This is a genomic window from Bradyrhizobium sp. Unk1, assembly GCF_059512345.1.
The window spans coordinates 1-12,755 of the sequence record NZ_JCAMOP010000057.1 but is presented as its reverse complement, the minus strand read 5'-3'; the positions used below and the strand labels follow the sequence as shown (position 1 = coordinate 12,755).

General features: G+C 60.6%; 14 protein-coding genes. 10 read left to right on the top strand and 4 right to left on the bottom strand.

The window, feature by feature from the left end:
* Positions 1-116 precede the first annotated feature (116 nt).
* Together AC5ZFO_RS42100 and AC5ZFO_RS42095 are read right to left on the bottom strand one after the other, a co-directional pair.
* Positions 117-674 carry a DUF1003 domain-containing protein gene (locus AC5ZFO_RS42100; RefSeq protein ID WP_282521344.1) on the bottom strand — a complete coding sequence of 186 codons (558 nt, stop codon included), beginning with the start codon at positions 672-674 and terminating at the stop codon, positions 117-119.
* The gene (locus AC5ZFO_RS42095) at positions 674-1,129 is read right to left on the bottom strand and encodes a low affinity iron permease family protein (RefSeq protein WP_282521345.1); all 456 of its coding nucleotides are present in this window, start codon (positions 1,127-1,129) and stop codon (positions 674-676) included. The genes AC5ZFO_RS42100 and AC5ZFO_RS42095 overlap by 1 nt, the downstream gene beginning before the upstream one ends.
* 129 nt (positions 1,130-1,258) lie before the next feature.
* Here AC5ZFO_RS42095 and AC5ZFO_RS42090 point away from each other — a divergent pair, with 129 nt between their 5' ends.
* Positions 1,259-2,098, top strand: a complete 840-nt coding sequence (locus AC5ZFO_RS42090; RefSeq protein WP_282521346.1) for a hypothetical protein — start codon at positions 1,259-1,261, stop codon at positions 2,096-2,098.
* 384 nt (positions 2,099-2,482) lie between these two features.
* Here the strand turns inward: AC5ZFO_RS42090 and AC5ZFO_RS42085 are convergent, their stop codons facing one another.
* Both AC5ZFO_RS42085 and AC5ZFO_RS42080 read right to left on the bottom strand, forming a co-directional pair.
* Positions 2,483-2,812 carry a hypothetical protein gene (locus AC5ZFO_RS42085; protein WP_282521347.1) on the bottom strand — a complete coding sequence of 110 codons (330 nt, stop codon included), beginning with the start codon at positions 2,810-2,812 and terminating at the stop codon, positions 2,483-2,485.
* A 113-nt stretch (positions 2,813-2,925) separates the two neighbouring features.
* Positions 2,926-3,618 (bottom strand): HAD family hydrolase, encoded by a 693-nt coding sequence (locus tag AC5ZFO_RS42080; RefSeq protein ID WP_282521348.1) that lies wholly within the window; start codon positions 3,616-3,618, stop codon positions 2,926-2,928.
* Between the two features lie 135 nt (positions 3,619-3,753).
* Here AC5ZFO_RS42080 and AC5ZFO_RS42075 point away from each other — a divergent pair, with 135 nt between their 5' ends.
* The 9 genes from AC5ZFO_RS42075 (at position 3,754) to AC5ZFO_RS42035 (ending at position 12,554) form a co-directional block, all read left to right on the top strand.
* Positions 3,754-3,951, top strand: coding sequence for a hypothetical protein (locus AC5ZFO_RS42075; protein WP_282521349.1), 198 nt, complete (start codon positions 3,754-3,756; stop codon positions 3,949-3,951).
* A 185-nt stretch (positions 3,952-4,136) separates the two neighbouring features.
* Entirely contained in the window at positions 4,137-6,029 is a 1,893-nt protein-coding gene (locus AC5ZFO_RS42070; protein ID WP_496123675.1) for a hybrid sensor histidine kinase/response regulator, read from the top strand.
* A 318-nt stretch (positions 6,030-6,347) separates the two neighbouring features.
* On the top strand, positions 6,348-8,057 hold the full coding sequence (locus AC5ZFO_RS42065) for a PHP domain-containing protein (protein WP_496123670.1): 1,710 nt from the start codon (positions 6,348-6,350) through the stop codon (positions 8,055-8,057).
* Positions 8,058-8,555 carry an NUDIX hydrolase gene (locus AC5ZFO_RS42060; protein WP_282521351.1) on the top strand — a complete coding sequence of 166 codons (498 nt, stop codon included), beginning with the start codon at positions 8,058-8,060 and terminating at the stop codon, positions 8,553-8,555.
* Between the two features lie 276 nt (positions 8,556-8,831).
* Positions 8,832-9,470, top strand: a complete 639-nt coding sequence (locus tag AC5ZFO_RS42055; RefSeq protein ID WP_282521352.1) for a cysteine hydrolase family protein — start codon at positions 8,832-8,834, stop codon at positions 9,468-9,470.
* Positions 9,467-9,781, top strand: a complete 315-nt coding sequence (locus tag AC5ZFO_RS42050; protein ID WP_282521353.1) for a hypothetical protein — start codon at positions 9,467-9,469, stop codon at positions 9,779-9,781. The genes AC5ZFO_RS42055 and AC5ZFO_RS42050 overlap by 4 nt, the downstream gene beginning before the upstream one ends.
* 62 nt (positions 9,782-9,843) lie before the next feature.
* Positions 9,844-10,347, top strand: a complete 504-nt coding sequence (locus AC5ZFO_RS42045) for a YciE/YciF ferroxidase family protein (RefSeq protein ID WP_282521354.1) — start codon at positions 9,844-9,846, stop codon at positions 10,345-10,347.
* 551 nt (positions 10,348-10,898) lie between these two features.
* Positions 10,899-11,627, top strand: coding sequence for a cell envelope biogenesis protein TolA (locus AC5ZFO_RS42040; protein WP_306664386.1), 729 nt, complete (start codon positions 10,899-10,901; stop codon positions 11,625-11,627).
* 3 nt (positions 11,628-11,630) lie between these two features.
* Positions 11,631-12,554 carry a DUF72 domain-containing protein gene (locus AC5ZFO_RS42035; protein WP_496123669.1) on the top strand — a complete coding sequence of 308 codons (924 nt, stop codon included), beginning with the start codon at positions 11,631-11,633 and terminating at the stop codon, positions 12,552-12,554.
* Positions 12,555-12,755 lie beyond the last annotated feature (201 nt).

Sequence of the window (12,755 nt, the reverse complement as noted above, 5' to 3'; positions counted from 1 at the left end):
CGAATGTCTGAAATCGGGTTCCGCATGGCCTTAGTCGCCTCGAAAGGCGATCTTCTTCGCCGCACAAAAGCGTCCGAAGGGGCTTCAATTTTGAAGAGTCCTAGGACCTCTGAAATTTAGCGGAGTGTTTTTGCGAAGCAATCGTCATCCGCTGCCTCCGGCTTCTCCTTCTCCCGCTGCCTCAGATCCCTCGCGATCTCATCGATCGACGTTTCGCGTGCGAGTTCGTCCGGCGCGCAGTCGTCGTCATCGTCGCATTCGAGGCGTTTCGCGATGCGCTGCAATATGCGCAGCGATCTGGTCGCCTCGCGTTCCGCAAGGAGATTGATCTGCAGTTCGAGATGGTCGCGGCGCTCAAGGCTGCGGTCGATGGTGCCCTGCCGGATCAGCACGCAGGACGCCAGGAGGACCGCTTCAAGCGCGAGGATCAGTGCAAGAAGCGGAAACGGGTATTCGTCGATGGCGTGGTGCGGGAGCCAGACGTTGAATGCCATCCAAACGGCGACACCTACGAACTGCAGTACGATGAACTGTGTCGTGCCGACAAACCAGCCGATCCAGTGAAAAAGCCGGTGGTGAGCGGCGAGATCCTTCTCTTCCTCCTTTTCGAGGCGCAGTATGGCGTCGATATTTTCCGCCGGCGATCGGCTCTTTTCCGTTCCGGCGGGCGTCATTACCCTGAGACCCGGTCTGCCGCGCGCCGCGCCGCTTTGCCCGTTTTGTCAACGGCTTCGTCACCAACCTTTTCCGCGGCCGCCCTCGCCTCGCATTTCGAGCGAATGTCTTCCAGCTCGTCATCCGTCAGGTGTTCGATGCCGACAAGAGAATTCCTGGCCTCGCTGACCCGGATCAGCTCATCAAGCTTGACCTGGATCGCGGCGCTGTCGCGGTTCTGAGAATTCTGAATGAGAAAGACCATCAGGAACGTCACGATGGTCGTCCCCGTGTTGATAACGAGCTGCCAGGTATCAGAATAGCCAAAGAGCGGGCCGCTGACGGCCCAGACAATTACAATCCCTGCGGCAAGGATGAAGGTCGATGCCCTCCCCGCCGCAAGCGATGTCCGGTTGGCGAGATCGCCGAAGAACTTCGATACGCCCGAAGGCTCGCCCTTGTCCTTGCCGGTCATAGCGCCCTCATCAGCCGCTTTCTTAACCGGCACCGCGCATTAGGGTTCCATCCCACAGGAACCTTAGCCTTGTCTGCTCATTGCCCCGGCAGATGGCGAAATTTGCGTCATCCCATTCAGGGGATAAAAATGATTGATACCGTCGTAGTCGCGCCCGGCGACTCGGGAGCATCTTCTCTGTCAGGCGTTTCCTGGCCTTCAATCGTCGCTGGCGCCGTCGTCGCCTGCGCGATGACGCTCGTCCTCATCGCGTTCGGGACAGGGCTTGGCCTTAGCGTCGTCTCGCCGTGGGCGGGGTCCGGCATATCGGCAACGACCTTCAAGATCACGACCGGGCTTTATCTAATCGTCATCGCCATGATTTCCTCGTCGCTCGGGGGCTATATTGCGGGCCGGCTGAGGTCGGGCTGGGACGGCGTCGAGCGTGACGAAGTCTACTTTCGGGATACGGCCCATGGTTTTGTCGCCTGGGCGCTTGCGTCAGTCCTTGGCGCTGCGCTTTTGGCCACCCCGGCGACGAGCCTTGTCAGCAGCGCGGTGACAGGCGCAAGCCAGGGCGCAGCATCAAACGCCGCCCAGTCCGCGGGTCCGATGGACGGCTATGTCGACACGCTTTTGCGCGGCGACCCCGCGGCACAGGGCCAGAACGCAAATCCCGCCGACACGCGCAGCGAGGTGACGCGCCTGTTCACCCGCAGTTTCCGCAACGGCGGCGATCTCAAGGGTCCGGATCGTGAGTACGCGGCAAAGGTCGTGGCCACGCGAACCGGCCTCAGCCAGGCGGATGCGGAGAAGCGAGTCAATGATGTGGTTACTCAGATCAAGGCGGACGCCGACGCCGCGCGCAAGGCTACGGCTGCCCTCGCCTTCTGGATTACGGCTTCGCTACTTCTCGGCGCATTCTGCGCAAGTCTTGCAGCCACCGAAGGCGGCGGCCTTCGCGACGGCACCTGGAAACTCCGTCGCTAACTGAAAGGAAAGATCATGCCCATTCTCTTATGGTTACTTGGAATCCCGATCCCGCTCATCATTCTGATCCTCCTATTGAGGTGAGGGATAAATTCCGCGGCCGATGCAGTTGCTAAAACCGCCGGCATTGCTTTGAAATCGAGCTCAGTGCGGCCGAGATTTCCGGCCGCACTGAGCGGTTGAGGCAGCGCCTAACGCGGCCTGAGCTCTGGCCGCGCGATTAACGGATGTTATACAGAATGTAATGAGCCATCCTCAGTTCGTGCGCGCCTTCCGCAAGATACCTGCGCCGGTCTTTGCCGGCTGCCCTTTGAGCGATGGAAGAGTTGCTTTAGTTGCGCTACTTCTTAGCGGGAGGGCCGCTCTTGTTTCCCGGGAGTCCCTTCACGCCCGAGCTGTCCTGCTGCTGCACAGCCTGATTGCTCCCGTCGTCGTGGCGTTCGCGGGAGGTCCGTTCTTCCCGCCCGGGGCGCCGCTTACACCTGTTCCCGAATTTTGCACGCTCGGCTGTCCGGCTGTGTTGCCGCCCATCTGACCAGGCATGTTATCAGATCCAGCCTTCTGGTCACCGACAACGCCGGACGCTCCTGAATTCTTGGTCTTGATGCCTTTATCCGCTTCCTCCTGCACCTGGGCCGGGGAAGTTTGCTGCGCGAAGGCGGGCACAGCCGTCACCGCAAGCAGAGCCGAAAACATCAAGGTTGAAATCCGCATGATCTGTCCTCCCCGGTTTAAGTGCCTGACAACTCTCGAGGCGACATTTCTAATGCCGAGCAAATATTCTTTAAGGGTGCAACGCGATAGCCTTAACCAGAACGCCGCGCCGCTCAGGCGCTTCGGAGCCAGTCCGTTTGGTGCGGCTCAGGATCGGCTTCACCCCGTAGAAGGCTCGAAATCAGTCCGCGGACATCAGCTGCGACCGCGAAGCACCCTGCCTTCAAAAGCGTGTCCTTACCGAAGGCGCCTGTCAGAACGCCGGCCGCTCTTGCGCCAGCTTCAATTCCCGCCTCGGCGTCATATGGCGTATCGCCGACCATGACTGCCTGCGAGCCAGGTAAAGCGAGCTTACGAAGCGCGACACCGACGAGACGTGGGTCGGGCTTACCATGTTCGACGTCATCGCCGCACGCAGTAGCGGTAATGTACTCGTTGGCCTTCAGAAGCGACTGGTACCGTTTGAAAGGCACGCCTTTGCAGTCGGTCGCAAGAGCAACCCGCCCGCCATGCTCGGTGATTGTCCGGAAGAGGTCGCGCACACCATCGAAAGCCCGTACGCTTGGAAGATAGTCCCGCTCATAGATCGCCGCCTGCAATTGCAGGATTTCATGCCGCTCAGCCTCGGTCGCCTCCGGAATGGCGAGCTGTAGCGTCTGATCTCCGTCAAGGCCTGAATAGAGCTGTAGCGTCTGGTACGGCACCCGGTAGCCGTGCTGTTCAAGCGCGTCCTGCAGACTGCGCAAATTCTGCGGGACGCTGTCAACAAGCGTCCCTTCCACATCAAAAATGAAACCTGGAAACATCTGCCATAGCCTCCTGCCAGTAGCGGATAAGCTCCTGACCGGTCTGGGGTTCCTGTGGAGACGGAGGCTCCCACCCTACCCGGAACAAAACTTAAAAATCAAAGTTAGGGCGTTCGACAAATCGTGGAGATGACCATGAATCGTCGACGTTTCAAACAGACCGAATCTCTCGGAGAGCGCCTGCGGCATCAGTCGAAGCGAATCCGCCTGAAGTCGGACAGCCTTCCGCCGGGCGAGGAGCGAGACCAGCTTTTGAAGAAAGTGCGGGATGTCGATATGGCAGCGCGCATACAAGACTGGCTACGTTCGCCCAGTCTCCAGCCGCCGAAGTGACAGCTCGGAGCCCTCCGCGGAGCGCGCGACGAGCTAAGCCTGAAAGCCTCACCCGGTGTAAAGGAACTTTCGCCCCAACCCCGGCGTATGCTCTTGTAATGCCGCGCAAATTCTAAGCATCGAGGGTTGTTTTGGACCGCCAGCAGACATTCGACGACTCACAGTCGGCTGACGGCCGGTACCGCATGCTCGTCGATGCGGTGACCGATTACGCTATTTATATGCTCGATCCAACCGGCATCGTGTCGAGCTGGAATCCCGGTGCGCGCCGCTTCAAGGGCTACGAGGAAGCGGAGATTATCGGCCAGCATTTTTCGCGGTTCTACACGGATGAGGATCGCGCGACGGAGCTCCCGCGCCGCGCGCTTGAGACCGCGGAGCGCGAAGGCAAGTTTGAGAGCGAAGGCTGGCGCGTCCACAAGGACGGCTCGCGCTTCTGGGCCTTTGTCATCATAGACCCTATCCGCGACAATGCCGGCAAGCTCGTCGGATTTGCTAAGGTTACGCGCGACCTGACCGAGCGACGTGAAGCGGAGGCCGAACTGCGCCGCAATCAGGAGCAATTCCGGCTACTCGTTCAGGGCGTGACGGATTACGCGATCTACCTCCTTAATCCTGAAGGGCTTGTATCCAGCTGGAACGCCGGCGCGGAAAGGATCAAAGGCTATTTTCCTGAAGAAATCATCGGGCGGCACTTCTCCCTCTTCTATACCGACGGAGACCGGGAGGCCGGCCTTCCAGGCGTCGCACTGGAAACGGCGCGGCGCGAGTGGCGATATGAAAGAGAAGCCCAGCGCGTACGAAAGGACGGCACGACATTCTGGGCGCATGTCGTCCTCGACGCCATTCACGATACGGAAGGCGCTCTGATCGGCTTTGCCAAGATCACGCGCGATATCACGGAGCGCAAGACGGCGGAGGAGAAGCTCGAACGCACCAGGGAAGCTCTCGTGCAATCGCAGAAGATGGAGGCGATTGGCCACCTCACCGGCGGCGTCGCGCATGATTTTAACAATCTGCTGATGGCGATCCAGGGTAGCCTTGAGCTTTTGAAGCGCCGGCTCCCCGTCAGCGACGTGCAGTTGCACCAGTTTCTCGACAACGCGATGCAGGGGGCCCAGCGCGGCGCCGCGCTCACGCAGCGCATGCTCGCCTTCGCCCGCCGCCAGGATCTCACGCTCCAGACCGTCGACGTCACCGAGCTTATCCATGGCATGGCCGACCTGTTGCAAAGTTCTCTGGGCGCGGGCATCCAGATTGAAACACGTTTTTCGCTTGGCTTGCCGAAAGTGGCTGCCGATGCGAACCAGCTCGAACTTGCGATCCTCGATCTGTCCATGAACGCGCGCGATGCAATGCCGAAAGGCGGCTCCATCATCATTTCCGCGCGGGAGAGAAAGGTGACGGACGAGGCCGGGCTCAAGCCCGGAAGCTATTTATGTCTGTCCGTGAAGGATACCGGGGTAGGGATGGATGAACAGACCTTACGACGCGCGATCGAGCCGTTCTACACGACCAAAGGCGTCGGCAAGGGCACAGGGCTCGGGCTGCCGATGGTGCTCGGCATGGCCGAGCAATCAGGCGGCAGGCTGTATCTGAAAAGCAAACCGGGAGAAGGCACCATCGCTGAAATCTGCCTGCCGGTCGCGCTCGCCGAGGAGCGCGAGGATGAAGATCGGCAGGTCACTCCGGCCGCTGCCCGCGATACGCGCCCCCTCAGGATCGTCAGTGCGGATGACGACCCGCTCGTCGCATTCAATACTCTCGCAATGCTTGAGGATCTCGGCCATACAGTCTTTTCAGCGGGGAGCGGAGCGGAAGCGCTCAGCCTTATCAGCGAAAAAGGCGGTATTGATCTCCTTATCACCGATCAGGCGATGCCCGGGATGACCGGCTCAGAACTGGTTGCAGAGGTCTACCGTCAGTGGCCAAACCTCCCCGTCATCATTGCGACCGGCTACGCGGAATTGCCGGAGGGACCTGCCCGCTCCGTTCCACGCCTCGCAAAGCCATTCTTCGAACAGGATCTTGCGGACGCAATTGCCGGCATTGCGCGCTTGTCGGATAAGGCCGGTTGACGCCATCCGTGATTAACCTTGGGCAGGCGGGCCGTCTAAATCAATCATCAGTCGAGCGGCGCACCGCATTGCGCTGACCGGTTAAGAGACGCCTGCCGTCTCGCAAAAAGCGCTGCATCGCTGCAGTTCTATGCGCCTTGTAAGTCGCCTTTCGCGCACGTTCGTCACTGCAGCGCGTCCCTCCCGCGTGCAACTCGCGCTACTTGCCCCGCCAGGACTAGCCCCGCCGCCCTGCCGCTGATCTTTCCAGTACTGCCGGCGTCAGGAAGCTGGTCGAGCGGGAACTTGGGAAGGATCGTCTCGTTTGACTTCGTAGCCATGGCCAAAGCAGACGCGCGAACAATCGCCAGCCTTCTACGGGAGTACGCCCAGCGAACGTCGCTGCGCGGCGGCAACCCTTACCGGGCGAAAGCTTACGCGCGCGCGGCCGACAGCCTCAGCGCATTGTCTCAGCCGATCGGCCGGATCATCTCGGCAGGCGCACTCACCAGCGTGCCGGGCATTGGAGATGCCATCGCCGATATCGTCACGAAGCTATTTGAGACCGGCACGCATCCGAACCTTGAAAAACTGCGCAAGGAAGTCCCCGCGGGAGTGCTTCAGCTATTTGCGCTCCCCGGGCTCCGTCCCGACAAGATTCTGAAACTTCACGAGGCGCTCGGCGTGACCTCCCTCGCGGAGCTGGAAGCGGCGGCGAAAGAAGATCGCATCCGCCCGGTCAAGGGGCTCGGCGCATCCCTTCAGACAAAGATCCTGCAGAACCTTTCCATCGCACGCAGCGGCGAGACACAGCTGCATCTGCATAAAGCGGCCGCCCTCCTTGAGCATGCCGTGACCGCGCTCAAGGCAGATCACCCGGAATATTCGCGCGTCGAAATCGCAGGAGACTTCCGGCGCGGCTGCGAACTCGTCTCCGATCTGGCTATTGTCGCGCAAGGAAAAGATACGGCCAAGACCGGGAATTCGAGCCTCAAGCTTTTTGTTAGCGACAAGAAGCACTTTGGCGCAGAACTTCTTCACGCAACCGGCTCGCAAACGCATCTTGATCAGCTCAAGGCATATGCGGAAGGAAAAGGTTTCGATCTCAAAGCGGACGGGCTTTACCGGGGCAGGAAGCTGATGGTGTCAGCGCGGGAAGAAGATATTTACGAGGCGCTTGGCCTTCAGTTCATAGCGCCGGAACTGCGCGAGGGACGCGGCGAGATCGGGCGCGCGGCGAAGAATAAGCTTCCTGAACTCGTCTCCGACAAGGACCTGCGCGGAATTCTGCATTCCCACACAACGGCATCGGATGGCACGGAAACTCTGGAGGCAATGGCGGACGCCACCCGCAAGCGCGGTTTCCAGTATTACGGTGTGGCCGATCATTCGCAGTCGGCGCATTATGCCGGCGGCCTCTCGCTTGAAGAAATAGCCGAGCAGCATCGCGAAGCCGACCGCCTGAACAAGCGCTATGGCGACAGATTCCGTATTCTGAAGGGCATCGAAGCGGATATTCTCGCGGACGGCGCGCTCGATTATCCACATTCGGTTCTCGAAGATTTCGATTTCGTCGTCGCAAGCGTTCACAGCCGCTTCAAGCTGCCGAAAAAAGAGCAGACGGAGCGCATTCTCGCCGCGATCAGAAACCCGCATACGACGATCATCGGCCATATGACCGGACGCCAGCTGCAGCGCCGCCCCGGATATGAGATCGACATTGACAGGATTCTCAAGGGCTGCGCGAAACACGGCGTGGCCGTCGAGATCAACGCGCATCCCTGGCGGCTCTATCTCGACTGGCGCTGGCATCAGAAGGCGCTCGATTACGGCTGCATCTTCAGCATCAATCCGGACGCGCACTCTATCCGCGAACTCGACCATATGCACTGGGGCGTCGAAATGGCCCGCAAGGGCGGCGTGCCCGCAGATCGAGTATTAAACGCAATGCCTCTGCCCAAGCTGCTTGCGCATCTCACGAAACGAAAGCGGGCCATAGCGAAAGGCAAAAGTCGGCGCGCGCCCGCGCGGGACGCGTCCGTGCGATAGATGAGCACCGCGCGCGCAGTATCGTTGCCCAAGACAAGCGCCGGAATCCTGCTCTTCCGGCGCACACGGGACATCATCGAAGTGCTTCTCGGGCATCCGGGCGGGCCTTTCTGGAAGAAAAAGGATGCCGGCGCCTGGAGTATCCCGAAGGGGCTGATCGCGTTCGGGGAAGAGCCGTTAGAGGCGGCTCAGCGGGAGTTCTTCGAGGAAACGGGGCACAGGCCGCGGGGAGCGTTTATAGCGCTTGGCGCCTCGAAACAGTCGGGCGGCAAAACCGTACATGTCTGGGCCAGCGACGATGACTGGGATCCCCAGAAACTGAAGAGTAATGCCTTCCAGATGGAATGGCCGCCGCATTCGGGCGAATACCAGGATTTTCCTGAATTGGACCGCGCTTCCTGGTTCGCGGTGCACGATGCGCGGGATCGCATCCTGAAAGGTCAGCTGGTCTTTCTCGACCGCCTGGAGGACGCTCTTCAATCCTCAACGGACCAGTGACAACGCAGGCCTAACTACGCTTCGTGAAAGCGAGGGCTGTGTACACTTTTGCACGGTCATGCAGAGGCAGATCCGATCCTTCGCCCTTGGAAGCCGGGGCTCGCGCCCCCCTGCAGCCGTCAAGGGCGAGCTCGCTCGCGCTCGTGCGAAGCGCACCCTTCCGCCGCCCCCCGCTCATTGCCGCATGGCTAGCCGGGTTGCAGGCCGCAACCCTTTTTAAGGACAGGAACCAGCATCTGCGCCGCTCCGTTGGAGCTGGCGTTTGAGGATAGTGCCATGGCAAAGAACGACGACCTGCGCTGGGGAAATCCCGGCGAGAATGCGGTTCATATCTGCGTCGATATGCAGAGGATGTTCTCGGAAACCACTGAATGGAAGATGCCGTGGCTGCGGCGCGTGCTGCCGAATATCGTTTTGATCGCGGGCGGGCATCCCGAGCGGACCATTTTCACCCGCTTTATCCCCGCGAAAAAGCCCGGCCAGGGCGTCGGCATGTGGCGGCATTATTATGAGCGCTGGGAAGCGATGACGATCGATCGCCTCGGCACCGAGATGATCGGTCTCGTTCCGGACCTTGCGCAGTTCGTTCCCCCGGCGCGCACCTTCGACAAGCACGTCTACTCGCCCTGGACCGGAAGCGACCTGCACGAACAGCTGCGCGGCGCCGGTGTCGATACAGTCATCATCACCGGCGGCGAAACCGATGTCTGCGTGCTCGCCACCGTGCTCGGCGCGATCGACTGGGGCTTCCGCGTCATTCTGGTGACCGATGCTCTGTGCGGTTCAGCCGACGAGACGCATGATTCCATGATGAATATCTACATGAACCGCTTCGGGCAGCAGGTCGAGTGCGTCACGACCGAGACGCTTCTGAACAGCTGGCCCGGAAGCGCGCTGGCGAGGCTTGTGTCGTGAACAACTCCTACCTGATCCAGATTCTCCTGCCCAAGGAGAAAGGCGATGGCAAGCCGGTTTCACAGCGCTGGTTTGAAGAACTTCTCGAAGAGCTAAGCGGAAAGTTCGGCGGCGCGACGAGCTTTGTCCGGGCGCCGGGCCAGGGCCTGTGGCGCAGCGGCGGGGAGACCCTACGGGACAATGTCGCCGTTACAGAAGTCATGGCAGCAAAACTCGCACCGGAGTACTGGCGGGTCCTGCATGAGCGCTTTGAGCGGGAGCTTTCACAGGAGGAGATCGTTATTCGCGCCCAGGAAATCATTGTCCTGTGAACGTTTAGGAACGGTCCTCCCGGCGGAATGTTTGCTGTCCGAAACCAAACCCGGAGGACCCCATGGGCTTTTTCACCAAGGAAATCAAAACACTCAACGACCTGTTCGTGCACACCCTGCAGGACATCTATTACGCCGAGCAGCAGATCGCGAAGAACCTGCCCGACATGATCGAGAAGGCAACAGATCCCGGCCTCAAGAACGGCTTCCAGACGCATCTTTCCGAGACCAAAGGGCAGATCACCCGCCTGGAGAAAATGTTCGAGATGCACGGCGTTGCGGCGAAGGGCGTCGACTGCCCGGCTATCGACGGCATTCTGAAAGAAGCGAGCGAAGTCGCGGGCGATATCGACGACAAGCAGGTCATGGACGCCGCCCTGATCGCGGCGGCCCAGGCCGTCGAGCACTACGAGATCACCCGCTACGGCACTCTGATCGCCTGGGCCAAGATGCTGGGCCGCGCGGATTGCGCTTCCGTCCTCCAGCAGAACCTCGATGAGGAGAAGGCGACCGACGAGAAGCTGAACACGATGGCGCTGCGCAGCGTCAACCAGAAAGCCGCCTGAGCCGTTGGCGGTCCCGGGCCGCGCGCTCCCCGCGTGCGGTCCGTTATTTACTGCAGGACATTATGGATCTTGAAATACTGAGGGCGGCGGCAGCGGCCATAACGATTATCGCGGCCGCCATGGTCGCAGCGAACCTCAACGCACGGATTACCGTGTGGGGGTTCGCAATCTTCATAGCGGCGTCCTTGCCTGGATAGCGGATGGTGTGCTTGAGGCGAACTGGTGGTCCAGAACACGGTCCTGCTTGTGATCAACATCCTCGGCGTATGGCGTTGGCTGCCGCGCGCCGGCTAGGAAGCCCGAGCAGCTAAGGCGTCGCGTACCGTCCCTCACGCCTGCTTACTTCCGCGATCGACCGGCCGGCGAGAGCGGCCTCGCCTGCTTCCGTCAAAGCGCCGATGGTCGTCTTACCCTTCTTGGCGCAGCGCACGAGGCTGTCCGCAATAAACGACCGGAGCTCGTGGTCCTGGCAATCGGGCCGGCCATCGCATATGCGGTCGAGAGCAGCTTCCATATTTGCGAGTGTGTGGCGATCAAAGCTTCCGAGAATCATGGCGCTCTCCCTGCGTCGAAGGACGCGGTCGGCGACCAACCCCGATGTCGCCCGCCGGTTCCAATTTCGGAACCAAAACGTTCCGGCGCCGGAACAAACCCGTGGTGCGATCCATTGGACCGGAATGCCGCGCAAGCTCAAGGTCTATCAGACTTCCCAGGGATTTTTCGATCTCGCCATTGCGGCCCCCTCGATGAAGGCTGCGCTCGAAGCATGGGGCGCGGCCAGCAACCTCTTCCACCAGGGCTTCGCGAGAGAAGCGGAGGACGAGACGGTGATCGCCGCCGCCATGGCAAAGCCCGGTGTCGTGCTGCAGCGGCCGGTCGGATCAAGCTCCGCCTTCAGAGAGCACGCGGAGTTGCCATCCGCCGCATCGCTCGACGCACAGCCGCGCAAGAAGGAAAGACCCGGGAGGAAAGCTTCGCCGAGAACGCACGACGAGAAAGCGGAACGCAAGGCCGCGGTGAGATACGAGAATGAGGAGCGCGCACAGAAAGCGCGCCGCGCGAAGGAAGAGGCCGAAGCTGCCAGGGCCCGCGAGAAACGCAACCAAGCAATTGAGAAGGCCCAAGCGGCGCTTCTTGAGTCAGAAGCCGATCACGAGGAAAGAGCTGACGCCATAGCGAAGGATCTGGAGGCCGCGCAGAGCCGCGCCGAGGCAGAAGACGAGCGCTGGCGCGAGCTTAGAAAGCGCCTCGAAGGCAATTTGCGGAAGGCGAAGGACTGACCGGTGCCTTCCTCATCTCCTGCCCCCATCAAACAACTGACGCTGGAGGAAAGACGCGAACGGCGCCGGCTTCGCCGCGAAAAGCAGCGCGAGAATAACATCCTGCGCGCGGCTAAGATGCACCGCGTGAGGCTCAAGATGGAGAGCGAGGGCCTTCCGCCACCGCCTGACTTGAAGAAGACAATCTTCGTCGGCTGTTCCGGCTGGCGTTACTGGAAATGGCGGGATTCTTTTTACGCGTCGGTGCCGCAGGCGAACTGGTTCCCGCATTACTCTTCAGCATTCGATACCGTCGAGATCAACGCGTCATTTTACTCATGGCCTACCGTCGCGAACGTTCAAGCCTGGCGCCGCCAGCCGGGCGGCAAGGACGTCGTCTACACCGTCAAAGTCTGCGAAATCATCACCCACGTCAAAACGTTCAAAGGCACGAAGACGCTGATCCGTGATTTTGGAGTCATCGCCGATATTCTCGGCGAGCAGATGGGCTGCTTCCTGTTCCAGCTCCCGCCGAGCTACCGGTACACAAAGGCCCGCCTCACTTCGATCGTGAGTCAGCTCGATCCTGCGCGGCGCAACGCGGTCGAGTTCAGGCACAAGAGCTGGTGGAATGAGGAAGTCTATCGTGCCTTCCGCGAGGCCGGGATCATCCTCTGCTCGTGCAGCGGCCCGCGCCTTCCTGACGAACTCGTCCGGACGGCAGATGAGGTTTACGTCCGCCTCCATGGACCCGAGCGCTGGTACCGCCATAACTATTCGGATGAGGAGCTTTTGAAATGGGCGGACCGGATCAGGGAGAGCGGCGCGAAGCGGGCCTGGATCTATTTTAACAACGACTACGACGCCCATGCGCCGGCCAACGCGAAAACCCTGCATCGCATGCTGGCGCCTCTCCGTCCGAAACAGCGGAGACCCCGCACCGCTTAGGAACCCCGGCCGCAGCGGGCGCTTACCCTCGGCGCCCTAATTGCGGCACCTTGGAAATTTCCAAAGTCAGTGCGGAGCGGACATGCTTTTTTGGTTTTCAGCGCTGACACTCATGGCCGATGCGCTAGCAGTCTGCTGAAGAACCCCCTCGCCAGGGAGGGGGCTTGATGATTCACTTTATCATCTCGATTCGGTGGAGGC